At 68.5% G+C, this 20,355-nt stretch carries 18 protein-coding genes and 1 tRNA gene; 11 read left to right on the plus strand and 8 right to left on the minus strand.

What is annotated here, in order from left to right; genetic code table 11:
- Positions 1-391: 391 nt before the first annotated feature.
- From EO139_RS13905 to EO139_RS13915, 3 genes are all read right to left on the minus strand, one after another.
- Positions 392-2,185, minus strand: a complete 1,794-nt coding sequence (locus EO139_RS13905) for an acyl-CoA dehydrogenase C-terminal domain-containing protein (RefSeq protein WP_126971082.1) — start codon at positions 2,183-2,185, stop codon at positions 392-394.
- Between the two features lie 37 nt (positions 2,186-2,222).
- Positions 2,223-2,699, minus strand: a complete 477-nt coding sequence (locus tag EO139_RS13910; protein WP_104647964.1) for an LEA type 2 family protein — start codon at positions 2,697-2,699, stop codon at positions 2,223-2,225.
- Positions 2,700-2,824: 125 nt separating this feature from the next.
- On the minus strand, positions 2,825-3,361 hold the full coding sequence (locus EO139_RS13915) for a lipocalin family protein (protein WP_126971084.1): 537 nt from the start codon (positions 3,359-3,361) through the stop codon (positions 2,825-2,827).
- Positions 3,362-3,540: 179 nt separating this feature from the next.
- Here EO139_RS13915 and EO139_RS13920 point away from each other — a divergent pair.
- The 3 genes from EO139_RS13920 (at position 3,541) to EO139_RS13930 (ending at position 5,175) form a co-directional block, all read left to right on the plus strand.
- Positions 3,541-3,616, plus strand: a tRNA-Phe gene (locus tag EO139_RS13920).
- Positions 3,617-3,913: 297 nt separating this feature from the next.
- The gene (locus EO139_RS13925; RefSeq protein WP_104582079.1) at positions 3,914-4,171 is read left to right on the plus strand and encodes a hypothetical protein; all 258 of its coding nucleotides are present in this window, start codon (positions 3,914-3,916) and stop codon (positions 4,169-4,171) included.
- 401 nt (positions 4,172-4,572) lie between these two features.
- Positions 4,573-5,175, plus strand: a complete 603-nt coding sequence (locus tag EO139_RS13930; protein ID WP_126971086.1) for a hypothetical protein — start codon at positions 4,573-4,575, stop codon at positions 5,173-5,175.
- A gap of 13 nt (positions 5,176-5,188) precedes the next feature.
- Here the strand turns inward: EO139_RS13930 and EO139_RS13935 are convergent, their stop codons facing one another.
- Positions 5,189-5,863 (minus strand): methyltransferase domain-containing protein, encoded by a 675-nt coding sequence (locus EO139_RS13935; RefSeq protein WP_104647962.1) that lies wholly within the window; start codon positions 5,861-5,863, stop codon positions 5,189-5,191.
- Positions 5,864-6,370: 507 nt separating this feature from the next.
- Here EO139_RS13935 and EO139_RS13940 point away from each other — a divergent pair.
- Positions 6,371-7,993: a hybrid sensor histidine kinase/response regulator gene (locus EO139_RS13940; RefSeq protein WP_104648251.1), complete on the plus strand. Its 1,623-nt coding sequence runs from the start codon at positions 6,371-6,373 to the stop codon at positions 7,991-7,993.
- 263 nt (positions 7,994-8,256) lie between these two features.
- Here EO139_RS13940 and EO139_RS13945 read toward each other — a convergent pair whose 3' ends face one another.
- The 4 genes from EO139_RS13945 to EO139_RS13965 all read right to left on the minus strand — a co-directional run bounded on the left by EO139_RS13945 (position 8,257) and on the right by EO139_RS13965 (position 12,528).
- Positions 8,257-8,535, minus strand: a complete 279-nt coding sequence (locus EO139_RS13945) for an oxidative damage protection protein (RefSeq protein WP_104582084.1) — start codon at positions 8,533-8,535, stop codon at positions 8,257-8,259.
- Between the two features lie 22 nt (positions 8,536-8,557).
- Positions 8,558-9,631, minus strand: a complete 1,074-nt coding sequence (mutY, locus tag EO139_RS13950; protein WP_126971088.1) for an A/G-specific adenine glycosylase — start codon at positions 9,629-9,631, stop codon at positions 8,558-8,560.
- Between the two features lie 340 nt (positions 9,632-9,971).
- On the minus strand, positions 9,972-11,606 hold the full coding sequence (gene ftsY, locus EO139_RS13960; protein ID WP_164739851.1) for a signal recognition particle-docking protein FtsY: 1,635 nt from the start codon (positions 11,604-11,606) through the stop codon (positions 9,972-9,974).
- A 205-nt stretch (positions 11,607-11,811) separates the two neighbouring features.
- Entirely contained in the window at positions 11,812-12,528 is a 717-nt protein-coding gene (locus EO139_RS13965; RefSeq protein ID WP_104582088.1) for an AraC family transcriptional regulator, read from the minus strand.
- A gap of 160 nt (positions 12,529-12,688) precedes the next feature.
- Between EO139_RS13965 and EO139_RS13970 the strand changes: the two genes are divergently transcribed.
- The 7 genes from EO139_RS13970 to EO139_RS14000 all read left to right on the plus strand — a co-directional run bounded on the left by EO139_RS13970 (position 12,689) and on the right by EO139_RS14000 (position 20,329).
- Complete coding sequence (locus tag EO139_RS13970) at positions 12,689-13,627, plus strand: proline racemase family protein (protein WP_126971094.1); 939 nt, start codon at positions 12,689-12,691, stop codon at positions 13,625-13,627.
- On the plus strand, positions 13,627-14,877 hold the full coding sequence (locus tag EO139_RS13975; protein WP_119128581.1) for an FAD-dependent oxidoreductase: 1,251 nt from the start codon (positions 13,627-13,629) through the stop codon (positions 14,875-14,877). Before EO139_RS13970 ends, EO139_RS13975 begins: the two co-directional genes overlap by 1 nt.
- Positions 14,874-15,119, plus strand: coding sequence for a 2Fe-2S iron-sulfur cluster-binding protein (locus EO139_RS13980; protein ID WP_126971096.1), 246 nt, complete (start codon positions 14,874-14,876; stop codon positions 15,117-15,119). The genes EO139_RS13975 and EO139_RS13980 overlap by 4 nt, the downstream gene beginning before the upstream one ends.
- A complete protein-coding gene (locus EO139_RS13985; RefSeq protein WP_126971098.1) occupies positions 15,112-16,425 on the plus strand; it encodes an FAD/NAD(P)-binding oxidoreductase in 1,314 nt (437 codons plus the stop codon). Before EO139_RS13980 ends, EO139_RS13985 begins: the two co-directional genes overlap by 8 nt.
- Positions 16,422-17,330: a dihydrodipicolinate synthase family protein gene (locus EO139_RS13990; RefSeq protein ID WP_104582093.1), complete on the plus strand. Its 909-nt coding sequence runs from the start codon at positions 16,422-16,424 to the stop codon at positions 17,328-17,330. Before EO139_RS13985 ends, EO139_RS13990 begins: the two co-directional genes overlap by 4 nt.
- A 186-nt stretch (positions 17,331-17,516) precedes the next feature.
- Positions 17,517-19,133 carry an aldehyde dehydrogenase family protein gene (locus EO139_RS13995; RefSeq protein ID WP_126971100.1) on the plus strand — a complete coding sequence of 539 codons (1,617 nt, stop codon included), beginning with the start codon at positions 17,517-17,519 and terminating at the stop codon, positions 19,131-19,133.
- Positions 19,130-20,329 carry a Xaa-Pro peptidase family protein gene (locus EO139_RS14000; protein ID WP_126971102.1) on the plus strand — a complete coding sequence of 400 codons (1,200 nt, stop codon included), beginning with the start codon at positions 19,130-19,132 and terminating at the stop codon, positions 20,327-20,329. Before EO139_RS13995 ends, EO139_RS14000 begins: the two co-directional genes overlap by 4 nt.
- Positions 20,330-20,355: the final 26 nt, after the last annotated feature.

Raw genomic sequence — 20,355 nt, forward strand, 5'->3', positions numbered from 1 at the left:
TAGCCGTAGGAGCGCACCTGGGCGCGAGGTTTCGCCGATCGGTGATGCGCCGTCGCGGCCAGGTCCGCTCCTACGACAGCGGTGAATCCTGCGATGTTGCCGTAGGAGCGCACCCGGGCGCGACGTTCGCCGATCGGTAATGCCCGTCGCGGCCAGGTCCGCTCCTACGACAGCGGTGAATCCTGTGAGGTTGCCGTAGGAGCGCACCTGGGCGCGATGTTCGCCGATCGGTATGCCCGTCGCGGCCAGGTCCGCTCCTACGATAGCGGTGGAATCCTGTGAGGTTGCCGTAGGAGCGCACCCGGCGCGACGTCTCGCCGATCGGTACCGCCTCGTCGCGGCCAGGTCCGCTGCTACGACGGCGGCAGCCCGCCGCGAGGAGGGCGCTTGCTCAGGCTTCGCCGAACAGCTCCGCTTCCAGCGTCATCAACGGGGCGGCGCCGCTGCGGATGGTGGCGGCGTGGGTCAGCGTGCGCGGCAACACGCGTGCGAAGTAGAAGCGTGCGGTTTCGCGCTTGGCACGTTTGAAGTCCTCGCTGCGCGCGGATGCATCGGCTGCGGCCACGCTGCGCGCCCACCAGTACGCCAGCACCACGTAGCCGGAATAAAACAGGTAGTCGTAGCTGGCGGCACCGAGTTCGTCCGGATTGCGCGCGGCGCGATCGAGCACGTCGCGGGTCAGCATCGCCCACTCGCTGCACTTGTCGCGCAGCGGCTTGATGAACTCGGCCAGCGCTGCGTTGCCTTCCTGTGCATTGGCAAAGCTTTCCACATCGGCCAGGAACAGCTTCAATCCGGCCGCCTGGCTGGCAGCGGTCTTGCGGCCGATCAGATCCAGCGCCTGGATGCCGGTGGTGCCTTCGTAGATGGTGGTGATGCGTGCGTCGCGGGCCAGCTGCTCCATGCCGTATTCGCGGATGTAGCCATGGCCGCCGAAGCACTGCAGCGCGTGGTAGGTGTTCTCGATCGACCACTCGGTCTGGCAGGCCTTGGAGATCGGGGTGAGGAAGCTCACCAGGGTCTCGGCATCGGCGCGTTCCTGCTCGCTGGCGCCGCGGTGCGCCACGTCGACCAGGCTGGCGGCATGCAGCGCCAGCAGGCGGCTGCCTTCGGTCAGCGACTTGATGGTGAGCAGCATGCGGCGCACGTCCGGGTGCACGATGATCGGGTCGGCCGGTTTGTCGGGAAACCGGGCGCCGCTGAGCGCGCGCGACTGCAGACGCTCGCGGGTATAGCGCAGCGCGTTCTGGTAGGCCCGCTCGGACAGGCCGATGCCCTGCAGGCCGACGCTCAGGCGCGCAGTGTTCATCATCGTAAACATCGCCTGCAGGCCCTTGTGCGGCTGGCCGACCAGGTAGCCCTGCGCGCCTTCGAAGTTCATCACGCAGGTGACCGAGCCCTTGATGCCCATCTTGTGCTCGATCGAACCGCAGTGCAGCGCATTGCGTTCGCCCACGTTGCCGTCGCGGTCCACCTTGAACTTGGGGGTGACGAACAGCGAGATGCCCTTGGCGCCGGCCGGTGCGTCCGGCAATTTGGCCAGCACCAGATGCACGATGTTGTCGGTGAGATCGTGCTCGCCGGCGGTGATGAAGATCTTGGTGCCGGTGATGGCGTAGCTGCCGTCGGCGTTGGGCTCGGCGCGGGTCTTGAGCAGGCCCAGGTCGGTGCCGCAATGCGGCTCGGTCAGGCACATGGTGCCGGTCCAGCGGCCGTCGATCAGCGGCTTGAGGAAGACGTCCTGCTGCCAGGTTTCGCCGTGCTGGCGCAGCGCTTCCATCGCGCCGTGCGAGAGCAGCGGGAAGTTGCCCCAGGCCAGGTTGGCGGCGTTGATCATTTCGCTCAACGGCACGCCCAGCGTATGCGGCATGCCCTGGCCGCCGAATTGCGTCTCGGCGGTCAGCCCGTTCCAGCCGGCGCCAACGAACTGGTCGTAGGCGGCGCGGAAGCCGGGTGGGGTGGTCACCGCGTGGGTGCTCTTGTCGAAGGCGCAGCCGATTTCGTCGCCGATGCTGTTGAGCGGCGCCAGCACCTGCGCGGTGAAGCGGCCGGCCTCTTCGAGCACGGCATCGATGATGTCGGTGCTGGCGTCGGCATAGCCGAGCCGGGCAAACAGGGCCTGCGCGCCGAGCACATCGTGCAGGGCGAAGCGGAAATCGGTCAGCGGGGCGGTGTAGCTGCTCATGCGGGATCCTTCAAACGAGTGCGGGAAGGCGTGCGCGTCAGCGCAGCACGCCGTTGAGGCCGGGCGCCGGGCTGAGCGTGTTGCGCGACTCGACGCTGAAATCGCGCTGCTTCTTGTCCTGCGGCGTCGCCCATACCGTGCCCTTGAGCGCGTAAGGCAGCGAGCGGCCACCGGCCAGCACGTCGGCGACGGTGATGCGGCCCAGCGAGGTTGGCTGCACGTTGACGGTCACCACGTCGGCGGTTTCCGGGCCGATCGAGATGCCGACGGTCTGGTCGAGCTTGCCGGCGACCTGATCGCCGGCGGAAATCTCCAGCGCCACGCGCTCGAACTGCATCGGGATGCTGCTGTAGTTCTGCAGCCGCAGATCGACCGACCAGGAGCCATCGGCACGCACGGTCAATTGCTGGATGCTGGCAGCCGGCTCGGACACGCGGCGTACCGCACCGCCGCAGGCGCTCAGCAGCAGGCCGCAGGCCAGCGAGACGATCAGGAGACGGGAGGCGCGACGCATGTACTGAAGTCCTTGGCGGGATGAGGCGGCGCCAAGAATACTACGCAGTACGGTTGCTGCCTTGCTGCCGGCGCGCGTGCAATGCGGCGTGTGATGCGCGGCGCGCGGTGGGCCGGCCACCGGAGTCAGGGCAGTGGCGCAGCCACGATCAGCGGCGACAGGTTGTAGCCCATCTGCTCGGCCCGGGCCTTGAGTTGTTCGAACTGCGCGCGCGGCATCTGCGGCGAGCGCGACAGGATCCAGAGATAGTTGCGATCCGGCTCGCCGACCATGGCCCATTGATAGTCCGGGTCGAGGGCGATCACCCAGTAGTCGGCCCACACCAGCGGCAACCAGCTCAACCATTCCGGGGCAAAGCGCACCTGCAGCTGCCCGGGCTGGCCAGCGACCAGGCGCGCCATCCCGTCGGCCTGGGCCAGCTCGCCATCGGCGGTGCGGCAGCCGTTGCGCACGCCGATCAGGCCATCGTCGCGCAAGGTGTAGCTGGCGGTGATGTCGCTGCGGCACTTGTTCTGGAACGACACCGGAAGATGCGCGATCTCGTGCCACTGGCCCGCGTAGCGGGAGATGTCCAGTTGCGGCACTGCGCGTACCGGCGGTTGGGCGGCGGCCGCCAGCGGCAGCAGCAAGGCGAACGACAACAGCAGGCGGGGCAGGCGCATGACAATCTCCTCCGGACCTGCGCAGGCTAGGCCATGCCGCCCGCCGCGCGGCGTGAACCGGTGCAGGAAAGCACAGGTGTCGCGCCGGCCCGCAACAAAGTTCATCGCAAGGCTTGCCCAAACTGCGCCTGCTCGCTATGATGCGCGTCCTCGCAACGCAGGCAGCATGTTGCGATAGTGGCCGAGTAGCTCAGTTGGTAGAGCAGGGGATTGAAAATCCCCGTGTCGGCGGTTCGATTCCGTCCTCGGCCACCATTTCTAAGCGTTGCAGCGCGGGCATTTCGCCCCTTCCAGTCGCTGCTGATCCTACAGCCTTCCAATTGATTTGATCCGATTTTGCACCAGTTGCCAAAGTCGGTAAACGTGCTGCGTCGATCGCCAGCTGTGTCGCTCTGCGCTGCAATTCCCGTGTTTGGGCGGGGCTCCTTCCAAGAAGGCCCAGCAGATCGCGCCGGGGAACGGGTTAAAGGGCTGCAACCAGCTCGCGCGCTGCCGGATCGCGGCGGTTTTTTTCCACGTCGTCTTCAACTGCACGTGGCGATACTTCCGCGCATGACGCACAAAACACTTCGACGCACGTTGATTCACGGGTACTGCGGTGAGTTCCGCGTGGAAACGATGGAAAGTCAGGCCCCTGGACAGACGCAGTGGTCGTCGACGGCGTTCGTGTATCACCGCGACCGCGCCTCGCCGATCGCCACGATCGAAGGTGCAGGGCAGGGCGAATACCGCGGTGATGCGCGCGAGCAGGCGCTGCGTGTGGGCTCCTGCCTGGCCGAGTTTCTGGACCCGAAGGAATATCGCCGCTGACGTCCGGCGCCGGCAGCGCGGCATCCACCTTGCCGGATCGGTGCCTGCGCCGTTGAGGCGCGCAACAGTTGCGCGCGCTGGCGCATCGCTGGAAACGCGAGCATCGATCATGGCCGCGCAAGGACACCGGCGATGCCGGCGCTCGGTACCTTGTCGCCCTGGCTGCGCCGGCGCGCTTGCAAGCTGCCGCTGGCGATGCCGCCGATGAGCATTGGCAGTCCCTGTGCCGCTGCGCCGGCAGACGTGTTCGCATCATCGAGCCGGCGGCCATGCGATTGAGTGCCGGTGTGATGCAATGGGCTGCAATCGCCCATGCGGATGCGATCTCACGCAGTGCATCACCGGCCGGCCGAGCTGGATCGCCGCGTATGCTGGCGTCCCATGCACATGAAGGAACGGCAATGACAACGCGATACTGGTGGTTGGCCCTGACACTGGCAGCCGTCGCGCCGTGCGGCGCAGCGACGCTGCCTGCTGCTGCGTTCAGGCTGCTGCCGTCCGGGCAAACGGTCATCGGCCTTGCCGAGGCGGATCTGAGCGGAGATGGGCGGCCGGATTATGTGGTGGCCCTGCGCGCCGCCACAGAAGATGCACGCAAGGCAGACGGCGCCCCGGCGCCGGCGCGGACCCTGCTGGTCGTGATGGCGACCGCCGATGGCGGCTTTGCGATCGCCGGGCGCAATACGCGGGTGATCTTCAAGGCCGACGAAGGCGGGCAGTGCGATCCGTTTCTGGATGGCGAAGACGGCCTGGTGGCCAAGGGCGCCTACTTCACCGTGCAAAATGGCGTGGCCTGCGGCCAGCACTGGACCGACTACATCACGTTCCGCTATGACCGTGCGCGTGGCGGGGTGTTCTTCCACAAGCGTGTGCTGGAAGGCTGGGAGATGAACTCAGACGACTCGCCCGATGCCGACGCGCTGCGCATGAGCGAGCACAAGGAGATCAAGGCCGATCCGCGCAAGCCGATCGCCCTGTCTGCCTATAACCCTGCAGTCGAGTGAAGCGGCAGGCCGCTTAGCCGCCTGCCGGCCACCAGTTGTCCATGTTGCGCCGGTAGACGAACAGGCGCGGCGCCTTGGCCACCTGGGCGGCGGCCTGGCGCTCGCCGGCGACCAGCGAAAACCCGATGTCCGCCAGCATGCGCGAGAGCGCGTTGGCATTGCCGCGGCCCGGGTCGCTGATGACGATCTCGCACGAGGGCTTGGCCAACGCAGGGATCAGGGTGGCCAGCATGGTGGCGTGGCGGCTCTCGTAGAGCACGTCGCTGGCGATGATCATGTCGAACTGGCCCATGTTCAGCGCGCCGGCGTCCCAGTCGAGCCGGCGATACGGCACCGAGTCCAGCGAGTTGAGCGCAGCGTTGTACGCCAGAAACACCTCGGCCAGCGGGTGATGGTCGCTGGCGACCACGTCGGCGCCGCGCCTGCGCAACACCAGGCTGGCCAGCCCCAGGCCGCAACCGAGTTCGAGAATGCGCTTGCCGTCGATCGGGCGCGTGGCCATCGCTTCGGCCAGCAGTCGACCCGCCGGCCAGACCTGTCCGAACAGGCTCCATTGCGCCGAAGAGATGCCTGCATCGGACGCACTCTCGTCCGGATCGGCGTATTGCTGCTTATCGGCAAGTGCGCGGATGACGTAGGTCAGTTGCCCGAAGGTCAATTCGTGAATCTGGGTCTGGTAGCCCGGCATGGTGGCATCGCATGGTCGCCAGAACCTGCGCTGGCTGAAAGGACGCGCGCAACGGCGCCAGAACGGCCGAATGAAGCGCAGGAGCTGCTTGCTGCCTGCGCATGCTACGGCAAAACCGCCGATGCGCCTGCCTGCCACGGACGGCCTGTCGCGCCACCATTAACCTGCTTTCGGCAAGCGACGGCGCAGGCAATGGCTCACAGCTGCGCGCGTGCCTGCACGCCGGTGCCTGCGGCGGTGGGCGCCATCGCATTTCGTCGGTTGACCGGGCCGTGCACGGACCATGGCTGGATGTGCCGGCGATGCGGGCACGGGGCTGATGGCCGCCGCTGCGGCGGGCATTGACGTGGTGTCAACGCAGGTGCCGCATCGGCACGTGCTGCGTCAGGCGGGTTGGGTTGCATCGGCGGGCGCGGCCGTACGGGAAAGGCTCATGGATGTGAGGGATCAGCTCACCGGCCCCAACTAGACTATCGCCACGGGAATGGCCCCGCGGAGAACATGCACTTGAACGATCCTGGGTACGGAGAGCCACGGGCGCCTCACATCGGCGAATCACGCAGTCTTCCGGTCGAGAAACATCGCTCGGATATCTTCTTTGCGGCGGTGGAGACCACGCGGATGCCGATGACGGTGACCGACCCGCATCTGCCGGACAATCCGATCGTGTTCGCCAACCGCGCATTCCTGGAAATGACCGGGTATTCGGCAGAAGAGATCATCGGCAACAACTGCCGCTTCCTGCAGGGGCCGGAGACAGACCGCTCCAGCATCGACGATGTCCGCGAATCGATCGAAAACCGGCGCGAATTCGCCACCGAAGTGCTGAATTACCGCAAGGACGGTTCGTCGTTCTGGAATGCGCTGTTCGTTTCGCCAGTGTTCGACGAGAGCGGCCGTCTGGTGTATTTCTTCGGCTCGCAGCTGGATGTGAGCCGTCGCCGCGATGCCGAGGACGCCTTGCGCCAGGCGCAGAAGATGGAAGCGCTGGGGCAGCTGACCGGCGGCATTGCGCACGATTTCAACAATCTGTTGCAGGTGATGGCCGGCCACCTGGAAGTGATCCAGATGATGGCCAACAAGGGCGGCGACAACGCGCAGCGCATCGCCTTCAGTGCCGAGCACGCGGCTGCGGCAGCCGCCAAGGCGGCTACGCTCACGCAGCAACTGCTGGCGTTTTCGCGCAAGCAGAAGTTGCGCGGGCGGGTGGTGAACCTCAACGGTCTGGTGTCGGGCATGAACAACATGGCCGAGCGCGTGCTGGGCGGCGGCATCACCATGCAGCAGTCGCTGGACGAGCGGCTATGGAATTGCCAGATCGATACCACGCAGGCCGAAGTGGCGTTGTTGAACGTGTTGATCAACGCGCGCGATGCGATGGCGCAGGTCGAGCGCAAGCAGGTCACGGTGCAGACGCAGAATGTGGAAATCACCAGCCATGATCTGGCGATGTATCACCAGCTGGCACCGGGCCGTTATGTGAGCCTTGCGGTGAGCGATACCGGTTCGGGCATGCCGCCGGATGTCGCCAGCCGGGTCATGGAGCCGTTCTTCACCACCAAGGACGAAGGGCAGGGCACAGGCCTGGGCCTGTCGATGGTGTACGGCTTCGTCAAGCAATCCGGCGGCACCGTGCGCATCTCCAGCGAGGTGGGCGAGGGCACTACGGTGCGGCTGTACTTTCCCGCCTCCAGCGAGTTCGAGAACGAGCTGCAGGCAGCCAAGGGCCGCGCGATCGACAAGGGCGGCAGCGAGACCATCCTGATCGTGGAAGACAAGCCGGATGTGGCGGTGGTGGCGCAGATGTTCCTGGAAGATGCCGGTTACCGCATCCTGACCGCATCCAGCGGACGCGAGGCGGTCGAGGTGCTGGAACAGCATCCGGAGGTGGACGCAGTGTTTACCGATCTGATCATGCCCGGCGGCATGAATGGCGTGGTGCTGGCACGCGAGGCGCGGCGCATGCTGCCCAGGGTCAAGGTCCTGCTGACCACCGGCTATGCCGATGCCAGCATCGAGCGCACCGACGTCGGCGGTGCGGAATTTGACGTCGTCAACAAGCCGTACACGCAGAAGGAACTGCTCAAGCGGATCCGCATGCTGCTGGATGGGCCCACCGGCGTCGGCTGAGCTGCGCGCATCCGGGCATCGCGGTGCCCGGATGTCGGTTGCAGCTGGTCGGCGATCGTGCAGTGTCGCTGCGCTACCGGGGATGCGCTGCGCCAGGCGTATCCCGCTCAGGAACGGTCAGCCAGTTGTAGCGAGCAATCCCCTGCTTGCGTAAACGGCGCAGGAACCGCAAGGCACACGCGATGCACGCCGATGCCATGCACCGGCCGGCGCTGCCCGGCACGAGCGCAGTCGTCGGTGGGCGGCGGCGAATCCTGGTGCGCTTACTCTTCGCGCATCGGCGCGACATAGCCGTCGGGCTTGTCGGCATTGCGCTCGAACAGGAACTTCTGCAACTCGGCCTCGAGAAACGCGCGGTGCTTGGGGTCGCGTGGCGAGAGCCGGTTCTCGTTGATCAGCATGGTCTGATGCGCCAGCCACGCCTGCCATGCGCTCTTGCCGATGTGCGCGAACACGCGCTGGCCGAGCTCGCCGGGATACGGCACAAAGTCCAGGCCTTCGGTGTCGCATTGCTGGTACTGGCAGAACACGGTGCGGGACATGCGGATTCCTTTGAGTGCGCGCCTAGAGGGCGTCGAGCAGTTTGCGGATCGGCGCCGGCAAGCCCAGCGATGCGAGATCGGCGTGGGCGACCCAGCGCAGATCGTCATTGTCGCGTACCACCGGGCGCAGCGCGACCTTGCGGATGCGCAGGGGCTGCAGATGCAGGCGGTAGTGGCTGAAGGTGTGCACGATCAGCGGCATTTCGTCGGCGCGGTCGTAGTTGCCGTCGATATGTGCCGCGAACCATGCGCGCATGCCGCCATCGGTCTCGGCCTGCGGCAGCGTCCACAGCGAGGCCCAGATGCCGGTTGGCGGGCGGCGCTGCAGCAGGATCTGCCTGTCCGCGTTTTCCAGCAGCAAGGCAGTGGCTTCGCGCTCGGGCAACGCCTTGCCGGGCTTGGGCGTGGGCAGTGCGTCCACCAGGCCATCGCGGCGCGCGGCGCAAGCGTCCTGCAGCGGGCACAGCACGCAGGCCGGTCTGGCGCGCGTACATAGCGTGGCGCCGAAATCCATCTGCGCCTGCGTGTAGTCGGCCAGGCGGCCGGCCGGCACGTGCGCCACATGCGTCGTCGCCAGTTGCCATAACTCTTTTTCGATCACCGGCAGGCCGGGATAGCCGGCGATGCCGTGGAAGCGCGTCAGCACGCGCTTGACGTTGCCGTCCATGATCGCGAAGCGGTCGTTCCAGGCCTGGCTGAGGATCGCGCCCGCAGTGCTGCGGCCGATGCCGGGGAAGGCGAGCAAGGCATCGACATCGCGTGGCAGTTCGCCATCGTGCAGGGCCAGGCATTGTTTGGCTGCCGCGTGCAGATTGCGTGCGCGTGCGTAGTAGCCCAGCCCGGCCCAATGCGCCATCACGCTGTCGTTGTCGGCTGCGGCCAGATCGGCCAGGGTCGGAAAGCGGGCGACGAACTTCTGGAAATACGGAATGACCACCGCGACCTGGGTCTGCTGCAGCATGATTTCCGACAGCCACACCCGGTACGGCGCACGTGGATGCTGCCAGGGCAGGTCGTGGCGGCCGTGGCCGTCGAACCAGTGCAGCAGGCGGTCGACGAAAGCGTCAGCGGTGGCAGTGGCGTGGTCGGCTGGCATGGGCTCTGCTGGCGATGGAGGGCAAGGGCTTCAGGGCGGGGCCGGCCCGGCGGCGGGCGTGCTGCGACGGTGCCGCTCAGTGCAGCGGAAAGGCCAGTCCGGCCAGGCGCTGTTCGCAGAAAACGCCTTCATCGCCAGGGCCGTGCGGCGCGGCCGGTGCATGGTAGTAGACCGCCGCGGGAGTGGCGCGGGCCTGTCTGCGCTGCGCCGCCGGCAGGGATTGGGCAAACTCCAGTACACGTCTGGCACGCGACCAGTCGCCCGACACCTGCCACACCGTGCAGCCTGCCTGCAGCGCCTGGCTGCATAGCGGCTGCAGATGCCGGCAGGCGCGTTCCACTCAGCTGCCCAAGGCTTCCGGCAACAGGGCGTCGACGAAGGCGACCGGGTCGAACACACGCAGGTCTTCCGGGCGTTCGCCGATGCCGGCGAAGCGGATCGGGATATTGAACTCGCGGGCCAGGGCGAACACCACGCCGCCCTTGGCGGTGCCATCGAGCTTGGTCACGACCAGGCCGGTGACGCCGACCGCGGCATGGAACTGACGCAGCTGCGAAATGGCGTTCTGCCCGGTGGTGCCGTCGATGACCATCAGCACTTCGTGTGGCGCGGCGGCATCGATCTTGCCGAGCACGCGGCGGATCTTGCCCAGCTCGTTCATCAGCCCGGTCTGGGTGTGCAGGCGGCCGGCGGTGTCGGCGATCAAGACCTCGGTGCCGCGCGCCTTGGCGGCCTGCAGGGCGTCGAACGCCACCGAGGCGGCGTCGGCGTTTTGCCCCTGCGCAATCACGGCCACGCCGTTGCGATCGCCCCAGGCCTGCAGCTGCGCCACCGCGGCGGCGCGGAAGGTGTCGCCGGCCGCCAGCATCAGGCTGTTGCCGTCGTCCTTGAAGCGCTTGGCCAGCTTGCCGATGGTGGTGGTCTTGCCGACACCATTGACGCCGACGGTGAGCACCACGAAGGGCTTGGCCGCGCGGTCGATGACCAGCGGCTTGGAAACCGGCTGCAGCAGCGCGATGAGATCGGCGCGCAAGGCCTTGAACATCGCCTGCGCATCGACGAACTCGCGCGACTTCATGCGCTTGCGCAGCCCTTCGACCAGGGCGGTGGTGGCGCCGATGCCAACGTCGGCGGTGATCAGCGCGGTTTCGATCTCGTCGAGCAGGTCGTCGTCGAGCTTGGGGTTGCGCGAGAACAGACCGCCGAAACTACGCGCGAAGCTGCTGTTGCGCAGGCGATCGCGCCAGCCCGGTTTGCCGGAAGGGGCGGCCGGTAGCGCATCGCGCTGGCCGACGATGCTGTCGTTGTCGGAGGTGGCCGGCGGAGCGCCGATCACGGCCGGGGCGACGACAATGGGGGCGGCCGCGGGCGGCGGGGCGACGACCGGCGTCGCTGCGGGCGCAGCGGGTGTGGCGGCAGGCGCAACGACGGCGGGCGTGGCAGCGGGCACGCCGGTCGGCGGTGCGACTGCGGGCGTGGCATGTTGCGACGGCGTCGGTGCCGGCGTAGCTGCCGGTGGCAGGGGCGCGCTCTGTGGCTGCACGACTACCGGCGGCACCACCACTGCCGTGGTGGGGCTGGGCGTGGCAGCGGGCATCGGATCGGGCAGCGCCTGCAGGGCCGAAGGCGCCGGTGTTGCCGGCGGTGTGGGTGCGCTGGGGACTGCGGCAACGCTCTGCGCCTGACCGGCCCGCGCGGCGATGTCCTGCGCAAGCTGTTCGGCCGGTGCTGCGGCGGGCGGCGTTGCGGCCGGCGTTGGCGCTACCGGTTCGCTGCTCACGGGTGCGGCAGGCGCAGGCGATCCCGTCGCCGCCGCCGCGCCGGGTTCGGCGGTGGGCATTGCCTCGACCGGCGACGCCGGGGTGGCAGCGGAGGGCGCGGTGGGGAATGCGGCTGCCAGTTCTTCCAGGCTATAGCGCGAGGTACGCGCGCTGTCGGGCGTGGTTGGCTTGTTACGGCGGAAAAAGCTGGCCATTGGCAACGCAGTAGGGGAAACCCGAAATTCTATCATCCGGGTCCTGGTTCGCCTTGACGCGCCCTTCAGCGCGGCCTTGGCCGGGCACCGTCATGCGCGCTGCGCCAGCGCCGCAACCACCCAGGCAAACCGCATTGCCACAGCACCATCGATGCTGCCGAATTCGGCATTTGTGGCAGCGATGTGCCGGCGCGTGTCTGCGTGCCTACAGCTGGCCCTTGAGCGCACGGTAATCGCGCGGGGTCATGCCGACGGTTGCCTTGAACTGACGCGCGAACGCGCTCTGGTCGGCAAAGCCGCAGCGTTGCCCGATGCTGGCGATGCTGTCGTCGCCGTACAGCAGCCGCATTGCCGATTCGATGCGCAGCTTGGTCAGCAATTGCTGCGGGGTCACCTGAAAGACGCGGCGGAAGTGCCGCTCCAGCTGCGCCACCGACAGGCCGGCCAGGTCGGCCAGGCTCTGCACGCGCAGGTTGTCGCCGAAGTTGGCCTGCATGTGATCCATCACCTGGCTCAGGCGCTCGTACGCCGAGTGGCGGCTGTCGGGCTGGCCCAGATCGCGCGAAATGCCGACCACGCCAATCACCTCATTGGCCTCGCACAGCGGACGCTTGAAGGTCAGGCACCAGCCGGGCAGGCGATTGGGATACAGATGCACCTCCAACTGGTTGTCGATGAGCTCGCCACACAGCACGCGGCGGTCCTGCATCATGTAGCTGCCGCCCAGCGGCAGCGGGAACACTTCCAGCGGCGAGCTGCCGATGATGTCGCTGCGCAGTTTGCGTCCGAGCCGGCGCACCAGCGTCAGGTTGCAATGGGTGTAGCGGCCCTCGCTGTCCTTGATGAAGAACACCACGTCCGGCAGCGCATCGAACAGCGTCTGCATTTCCAGCGCGGGAAGGTTGAGGTCCATCGGCGTCATGGTGGAGGTCACGATTGACGGCTGCACGAAAGGCGCGGCCCTGTATGGATCCTAGCGCAAACGCGGGGCCGTGAATCGGCTTGTCGATTGTGCGGATTTCCGCATTTGCAACTCGCATTGGACGCTAGTCGCCTGCCAGCCGGCAGTGGGAGCATGAGCCATGCACACGATCGACGTCATCGACTCCCATACGGCCGGCGAACCTACCCGCGTGGTCCTCTCCGGCTTCCCCGACCTGGGCGATGGCGATCTGGCGCAATGCCGCGAGCGGTTTCGCCGTGATTTCGACCCGTGGCGCAGCGCGATCGCCTGCGAGCCGCGCGGCTCGGACACCATGGTCGGCGCCTTGCTGCTGCCGGCCCGCGACCCCGACGCCTGCACCGGGGTGATCTTCTTCAACAACGTCGGCTACCTGGGCATGTGCGGGCACGGCACCATCGGGGTGGTGCGCACGCTGGCCGAGCTGGGGCGCATCGCGCCGGGCCAGCACCGCATCGAGACGCCGGTCGGCACGGTGGGCGTGGAACTGGCCGAAGACGGCACGGTGTCGGTGGACAATGTCGAAAGCTACCGCGTCGCGACCGACGTGGAGGTGGACGTGCCCGGTCACGGACCGGTACGCGGCGATGTGGCCTGGGGCGGCAACTGGTTCTTCATCACCGGGCAGGCGCCGTGTGCGCTGGAGCTGGCGCATCAGCGCGAACTGACCGCTTATACCGAGGCGATCCGGCTGGCGCTGGAAGCGGCCGGCATCACCGGCGAGGCCGGTGGCGAGATCGACCACATCGAGATCAACGGCGCCGCGCCCGACGGCAGCGGCGTGGCGCGCAACTTCGTGCTGTGCCCGGGCCTGGCCTACGACCGCTCGCCGTGCGGTACCGGCACCAGCGCCAAGCTGGCCTGCCTGGCTGCCGACGGCAAGCTGGCCGAAGGCGAGCGCTGGGTGCAGCAGGGCATCCTGGGCAGCGCCTTCGAAGGCAGCTATCGCCTCAGCGGGCGTGGCATTGCGCCACGCATCAGCGGGCAGGCCTACCTCACTGCGCGTGCGCAGCTGCTGATCGAGCCGGCCGACCCGTTCGCCTGGGGCATCGTGGCCTGATGGACGAGCAGCTGCGCGCGCAGGAGGGACGTGCCGGCGCAGCATCTGCTGCGGCCGCCCCCTTGCCCGATGCGTCGCTGGCCGCCGCGGATGCGCCAGCCACCGACACCCGCAGCGTGCCGGCCGCTGCCGGTACGCGACGCAGCTATGACCTGATCGTGGTGGGCGCGGGCATCGTCGGGGCGGCCTGCGCCGAGGCGGCGGCCGGCGAAGGGCTGCGGGTGGCGATCGTCGAGCCGGGGCCGATCGGCGGCGGTTCCACTGCCGCGGCGATGGGGCACCTGGTGGCGATGGACGACGACCCGGCCGAGCTGGCGTTGTCCGCGTATTCGCTGCGCCTGTGGGAGCGGTTCGCACAACTGAGCGAAGCCGAGTTCAGCCGCTGCGGCACGCTGTGGGTGGCGCGCGATGCGCGTGAACTGGCGGCGGTGCCGGCCAAGATCGCGCGGCTGGCGGCGGCCGGTCTGCAGGCCGATGCCATCGATGCCAGCCAGTTGTATGCGCTGGAGCCGCACCTGGTGCCGGGCCTGGCCGGCGGCATGCGCGTGCCTGGCGAGGCCGTGGTGTATCCGCCGCGGGTGGCGCGGCATCTGGTGAGCCTGGCCTGCAAGGCCGGCGCGCAGCTGTTTGCCGGCCGCAGGGTGGAGCACTTGCAGGCGCAGGGGGTGCGTCTGGACGATGGCCAGCTGTTGGCGGGGCCGGTACTGGTCGCCAGCGGCGTGGCCTTGCCGCAGCTGTTGCCCGAGCTGGCGCTGCGCCCGCGCAAGGGCCATCTGGTCATCACCGACCGCCATCCGGGGCTGATCCGGCATCAGTTGCTGGAGCTGGGCTATGCCGATTCGGCGCATGGCGCCGACGCCACCAGCGTGGCGTTCAATGTACAGCCGCGGCCGACCGGGCAGATCCTGATCGGTTCCTCGCGCCAGTTCGGCGAGCACGATCGCGCGCTGTCGCTGCCGGTGCTGCAGCAGATGCTGCAGCGCGCCTTCGCGTACCTGCCGGTGCTGCGCGAGTTGCAGGCGATCCGGGTGTGGACCGGGCTGCGCCCCGCGACCCCGGACGGGCGCCCGTATCTCGGGGCGGTACCCGGCCGGCGCGATGTCTGGGTGGCCGCCGGTCACGAGGGGCTGGGCGTCACCACTGCGCTGGGGAGCGCCCGGGTGATCGTGGACAGCCTGCTCGGGCGCACGCCGGCCATCGACCCGAGCCCGTACGCACCGGCACGCGCCGTGCACGGTGCCGCCGCATGAGCGCGACGGTGCGCCTGCACGTGGATGCGCAAGCGGTCGAAGTGCCGGCCGGCGCCAGCGTGGCCGCGGCGGTGGCGCAGGCGACGCTGCAGTTCCGGCAATCGTGCAGCGGCCAGCCGCGCGCGCCGTTGTGCGGCATGGGCGTGTGTTTCGAATGCCGGGTGCGCATCGACGGCATCAGCCAGCAACGTGCCTGCCTGGTGGATGCGCGCGACGGCATGCAGGTACGCACCGATGGCTGAGCGCGTGCAGCATTTCGATGTGCTGGTGATCGGCGCCGGCCCGGCCGGCCTGGCGGCGGCGCAGGCCGCGGCCAGTCATGGCGTGCGCGTGGGCGTGGTCGACATGCAGCCGCGTGCCGGCGGGCAGGTGTGGCGCAGCGACCTGCTGCATGGCGCGCCCGCCGATGCGCGCCCGCTGTTGCAGCAGGTGCAGGGCGCTGCGTCGATCACGCTGCTGACGCGCACGCAGATCCTGCTGGCGCAGCCGGGCTGGCTGTTGGCCGATGGCCCGGACGGTTCCCTGCAGCTGCATTACGCCGCCCTGGTACTGGCCACCGGCGCACGCGAACTGCTGCTGCCGTTCCCCGGCTGGACCTTGCCCGGCGTGACCGGCGCCGGCGCGGCGCAGGCGCTGGCCAAACAGGGCTGGCCACTGGCCGGCACGCGCGTGGTCGTCGCCGGCAGCGGCCCGCTGCTGCTGGCCAGTGCGGCCACGCTGCAACGGCATGGCGCACGGGTGCTCGGTATTCACGAACAGACGTCGGCAGCCGCGTTGCGGCAGTTTGCGCTGCAGCTGTGGCGCTGGCCGGGCAAGGCGGCGCAGGCGGTGGCGTTGCGCCTGCAATTGCGCGCGGTGGCCTATCGCGCCGGCAGCATCGTGGTTGCCGCGCACGGCGACACGCAACTGCGCGAGATCGACATCGAAGGCCCTGCCGGTCGCGTCCGTATCGCCTGCGATCACTTGGCGGTGGGCTATGGCCTGGTGCCGAACACCGAGCTTGCACAGCTGCTCGGCTGCCGGCTGGACGCATGCGGCGCGCATCAACAGGTGCAGGTGGATGCGCTGCTGCGCACCAGCGTGCCCCAGGTGTTTGCGGCGGGCGAAGCCTGCGGCATCGGCGGGCGCGATTGCGCGCTGGTCGAAGGTGCGATGGCCGGGCATATGGCTGCCGACGCACCGGACGCCGCGCTGCGGCTGCAGCCGCGGCGGCGTGCCGCGCGTGCGTTTGCCGAATTAGTGCAACAGCAATTCGCTCTTGATCCACGCATCCGCACGCTGGCGCAGCCCGACACGCTGGTATGCCGCTGCGAAGACGTGCCGCTGGCTGCGCTGGACAACTTCGACGATGCACGCGACGCCAAGCTCGCCTCGCGCTGCGGCATGGGCGCCTGCCAGGGCCGCATCTGCGGCACCGCGCTGGCCGAACTGGGGCGCTGCCCGCCCGCGCTTTCCACCGACGCCGGCCGCCGGCCGCCGTTGTTCCCGGTCCGCCTCGCGGCGCTGGCCGACCCGTTCACTTCCGACTCGCAAGGGAATCATCCATGAGTATTGCTGCGTTCTGGCACGGCGTGTTGCCGGCCATCACCACCCCGTTCACCGCCTCCGGCGAGATCGACCACGCCTTCCTGGGCAAGCACGCCAATCAACTGGTGGACGCCGGCTGCACCGCGATCGTGCCGCTGGGTTCGCTGGGCGAAGCGGCCACCTTGAGCGTGGAGGACAAGATCGCCGTGCTCAAGACACTGATCAGCGCATTGAACGGCCGCGTGCCGGTGGTGCCGGGCATCGCCAGCCTGGCCACCGGTGAGGCGGTGGCGCTGGCCAAGGCGGCCAAGGAGCTCGGTTGCGGCGGGCTGATGGTGTTGCCGCCCTACGTCTACTCCACCGACTGGCGCGAGATGGGCGCGCATGTGCGCGCGGTGATCGCCGCCACCGACCTGCCGGTGATCCTGTACAACAACCCGGTGGCCTACAAGACCGACTTCGGCCCGGCGCAGATTGCCGAGCTGGCCGCCGAATTCCCCAACCTGCAGGCAGTGAAGGAGTCCTCGGGCGATGTGCGCCGCTTCGCCGCGCTGCAGGAATTGCTGGGCGACCGCCTGGCGCTGCTGGTCGGCATGGACGATGCCATCGTCGAAGGCCTGAGCATGGGCGCCAAGGGCTGGATTGCCGGGCTGGTCAACGCCTACCCGAAGGAATCGGTGCGCCTGTTCGAACTCGCGCGCGATGGCGGCTACCCGGCGGCCAAGGAACTCTACGACTGGTTCCTGCCGCTGCTGCGCCTGGATACCGTGCCCAAGTTCGTGCAGTTGATCAAACTGGTGCAGGAAAAGGTGGGCCTGGGCAGCGAGCGCGTGCGCGCCCCGCGGCTGGTGGTCGACGGTGCCGAACGCGAAGCGGCGCTCAAGGTCATCGATCACGCCATCGCCACTGCGCCCACACTGTCCTGACGATGAGGTCTCGCCGCACGTCCCTGGATACGCGACGCGCACGGAGTCATGCGCGCATGGGGTGGCCGGTGTAGCGAGACGCGGGTCGCCGAGGGTGTCGCATCAACATGGCATCCTCGTCGTTTTTTGGTCGGCCGCTGCCGCACAGTGCGCAGGGTCTGTCCTCATGCAACCGAAGGTGCCGCAATGAACGAGACGCTCCAATCCCCGCCCATCCAGCAGGCCGAGGTGTTGCTGGCCGGCCGGTGGCAACCCAGCCGCGCGGCGAGCGCCAGCTTCCGTGCCGCCGACCCGAGCACGGGCGAGGCGATCGGGCCGCAGTTTCCGGTCAGCGGTGCGGAGGATGTCGAAACCGCGATTGCGGCAGCGCAAGCGGTTGCAGCAGAGCTTGCGGCGGCGCCGGTCGAAAGGATCGCCGCATTCCTGGACGCCTACGCCGACGCGCTGGATGCCGATGCCGACACCCTGGTGGCGCTTGCCCATGCAGAAACCGCACTGCCGGCACCCACGCGCTTGCGCGGCAACGAGCTGCCCCGCACCAGCGGGCAGTTGCGTCAGGCCGCGCAGGCGGTGCGCAGCTATAGCTGGACCCAGCCCATCATCGACACCGCTGCCGACCTGCGTTCGCACCTGGCGCCGTTGGGCAAGCCGGTGGTGGTGTTTGGCCCGAACAATTTCCCGTTCGCCTTCAATGCGATTGCCGGCAGCGATTTCGCCTCGGCCATTGCCGCGCGCAACCCGGTGATCGCCAAGGCGCATCCGCTGCATCCGGCCACCAGCCAGCGCATGGCACAACTCGCGCACACAGCCTTGCTCGCGGCGGGCCTGCCGGCTGCGGCGGTGCAGTTGCTGTATCACGTCGACAACGCGACCGGCCTGCGACTGGCCGGCGATGCGCGGCTGGGGGCGATCGGCTTCACCGGCAGCCGTGCCGGCGGGCTGGCGCTGAAGGCCGCTGCCGATGCGGCCGGCGTGCCGTTCTATGCCGAGCTGTCCAGCGTCAACCCGGTGTTCCTGCTGCCGGGCGCCCTGGCCGAACGCGGTGCCGCGCTGGCGCAGGAATTCTTCTCCTCGTGCACCCTGGGCAGTGGCCAGTTCTGCACCAATCCCGGGGTGGTGGTGGTGCCGCAGGGCGAAGCCGGCGATGCCTTCGTGGCCGCGACCACGGCGCATTTCGAGGCCGCCCTGCCGATGGTGCTGTTCTCCAAATCCGGGGTGGAAGGCGTGCAACGCGGTGTGGCGGCCCTGCGCGCTGCCGGTGCCGCGCTGCTGGCCGGCGGGCACACCGGCGAAGACGGCTATCGCTACGCGCCGACCTTGCTGAGCGTGGATGCGCAGGCATTTCTCGCCAATCCGCATGCACTGCAGACCGAGGCCTTCGGCCCGGTGAGCCTGCTGGTGCGTGCACGCGACGTGGCGCAGATGGCGCAAATCGCCGCGGCATTCGAAGGCAACCTCACCGGCACCGTGTATCGCGCGGCCAATGGCAGCGACGATGCGGCCTGGCAGGCCATCGCCCCGGTGCTGCGGGCGCGGGTGGGGCGCTTGATCAACAGCAAGATGCCGACCGGCGTGGCGGTGAGTGCGGCGCAGAATCACGGCGGGCCATTCCCCAGCACCGGGCATCCGGGCTTCACCGCGGTGGGCATGCCCGGTTCCATCCGCCGCTTTGCCGCCTTGCACAGCTACGACGCGGTGCCGGACGCGTTGCTGCCGGCCGAATTGCGCCAGCGCAATCCGGGCGGGGTGGCGCGTCTGGTCGATGGGCAGTGGAGCACCGCCGATCTTGGAGCGGGCACATGAGCGGCCAGATCGGCGGGCTGTCGCTGGAGCAGGCGCGCGCGCAACTGGCGCCGTGGACACAACGCGCCGCGCCGATCGCCGTGGACGAATACGCACAGCGCCTGGAACGCGCGCGCCGCCTGATGACTGCGCACGGCGTGGATGCGCTGTTGATCGGCGCTGGCACCTCGCTGCGTTATTTCACCGGCGTGCCGTGGGGTGCGAGCGAGCGCCTGGTCGCGCTGCTGCTCACGCTGGACGGCGACCCGGTGCTGATCTGCCCCGCGTTCGAGGAAGGCTCGCTGGATGCGGTACTGCAGGTTCCGGTCGCCAAGTATCTGTGGGAAGAACACGAGGATCCGTACGCGCTGGTGGTGCAGGCGATGGACGGCCGCCATGCGCATGCACTGGCGCTGGATCCGGGCATCGCCTTTGCCGTGCACACCGGCCTGCGCGCCCACCTGGGCACGGCCATCCGCGATGCCGGGGCCATCATCGATGGCTGCCGCATGTGCAAGTCGCCGGCCGAGCTGGCGCTAATGCAGCAGGCCTGCGACATGACCCTGCTGGTGCAGCGGCTGGCTGCCGGCATCGCGCAGGAAGGCATCGGCACCGACCAGCTGGTGCGCTTCATCGACGAGGCGCATCGCGCGCTGGGCGCGGACAACGGCTCGACTTTCTGCATCGTGCAGTTCGGCCATGCCACCGCATTCCCGCATGGCATTCCCGGCGTGCAGCACCTGCGCGCCGGCGAGCTGGTGCTGATCGACACCGGCTGCACCGTGCAGGGCTACCACTCCGACATCACCCGCACCTGGATCTACGGCACGCCCAGTGACGCGCAACGGCGCATCTGGGACCTGGAACAGGCGGCGCAGGCGGCGGCATTTGCAGCGATCCGCCCGGCTGTTGCGTGCGAAGCAGTGGACCAGGCGGCGCGCAGCGTGCTGGAGGCGGCAGGGCTGGGCCCGGACTACCGCTTGCCCGGCCTGCCGCATCGCACCGGTCACGGCTGCGGGCTGGCGATCCACGAAGCGCCGTATCTGGTGCGCGGCAATGCGCAGCCGCTGCAGCCGGGCATGTGCGCCAGCAACGAGCCGATGATCGTGGTGCCCGGCGCGTTCGGCGTGCGCCTGGAAGACCATTTTCATGTCACCGATGCCGGCGCGCAGTGGTTTACGCCGCCGTCGCCGGCGATCGACCAACCCTTTGCATGAGCCTGTACAGGCCCACGCACGCGTAG

The sequence above is a fragment of the Xanthomonas sp. BRIP62411 genome, assembly GCF_003993525.1.
In the GTDB taxonomy this organism is placed as follows: Bacteria; Pseudomonadota; Gammaproteobacteria; order Xanthomonadales; family Xanthomonadaceae; genus Xanthomonas; species Xanthomonas euroxanthea.

Excerpts from the sequence above, each read along its gene's own strand:
- EO139_RS13905 (WP_126971082.1), bottom strand. The coding sequence starts at position 2,185 with ATGAGCAGCTACACCGCCCCGCTGACCGATTTCCGCTTCGCCCTGCAC.
- EO139_RS13910 (WP_104647964.1), bottom strand. The coding sequence starts at position 2,699 with ATGCGTCGCGCCTCCCGTCTCCTGATCGTCTCGCTGGCCTGCGGCCTG.
- EO139_RS13915 (WP_126971084.1), bottom strand. The coding sequence starts at position 3,361 with ATGCGCCTGCCCCGCCTGCTGTTGTCGTTCGCCTTGCTGCTGCCGCTG.
- EO139_RS13925 (WP_104582079.1), top strand. The coding sequence starts at position 3,914 with ATGACGCACAAAACACTTCGACGCACGTTGATTCACGGGTACTGCGGT.
- EO139_RS13930 (WP_126971086.1), top strand. The coding sequence starts at position 4,573 with ATGACAACGCGATACTGGTGGTTGGCCCTGACACTGGCAGCCGTCGCG.
- EO139_RS13935 (WP_104647962.1), bottom strand. The coding sequence starts at position 5,863 with ATGCCGGGCTACCAGACCCAGATTCACGAATTGACCTTCGGGCAACTG.
- EO139_RS13945 (WP_104582084.1), bottom strand. The coding sequence starts at position 8,535 with ATGTCCCGCACCGTGTTCTGCCAGTACCAGCAATGCGACACCGAAGGC.
- mutY (WP_126971088.1), bottom strand. The coding sequence starts at position 9,631 with ATGCCAGCCGACCACGCCACTGCCACCGCTGACGCTTTCGTCGACCGC.
- ftsY (WP_164739851.1), bottom strand. The coding sequence starts at position 11,606 with ATGGCCAGCTTTTTCCGCCGTAACAAGCCAACCACGCCCGACAGCGCG.
- EO139_RS13965 (WP_104582088.1), bottom strand. The coding sequence starts at position 12,528 with ATGACGCCGATGGACCTCAACCTTCCCGCGCTGGAAATGCAGACGCTG.
- EO139_RS13970 (WP_126971094.1), top strand. The coding sequence starts at position 12,689 with ATGCACACGATCGACGTCATCGACTCCCATACGGCCGGCGAACCTACC.
- EO139_RS13975 (WP_119128581.1), top strand. The coding sequence starts at position 13,627 with ATGGACGAGCAGCTGCGCGCGCAGGAGGGACGTGCCGGCGCAGCATCT.
- EO139_RS13980 (WP_126971096.1), top strand. The coding sequence starts at position 14,874 with ATGAGCGCGACGGTGCGCCTGCACGTGGATGCGCAAGCGGTCGAAGTG.
- EO139_RS13985 (WP_126971098.1), top strand. The coding sequence starts at position 15,112 with ATGGCTGAGCGCGTGCAGCATTTCGATGTGCTGGTGATCGGCGCCGGC.
- EO139_RS13990 (WP_104582093.1), top strand. The coding sequence starts at position 16,422 with ATGAGTATTGCTGCGTTCTGGCACGGCGTGTTGCCGGCCATCACCACC.
- EO139_RS13995 (WP_126971100.1), top strand. The coding sequence starts at position 17,517 with ATGAACGAGACGCTCCAATCCCCGCCCATCCAGCAGGCCGAGGTGTTG.
- EO139_RS14000 (WP_126971102.1), top strand. The coding sequence starts at position 19,130 with ATGAGCGGCCAGATCGGCGGGCTGTCGCTGGAGCAGGCGCGCGCGCAA.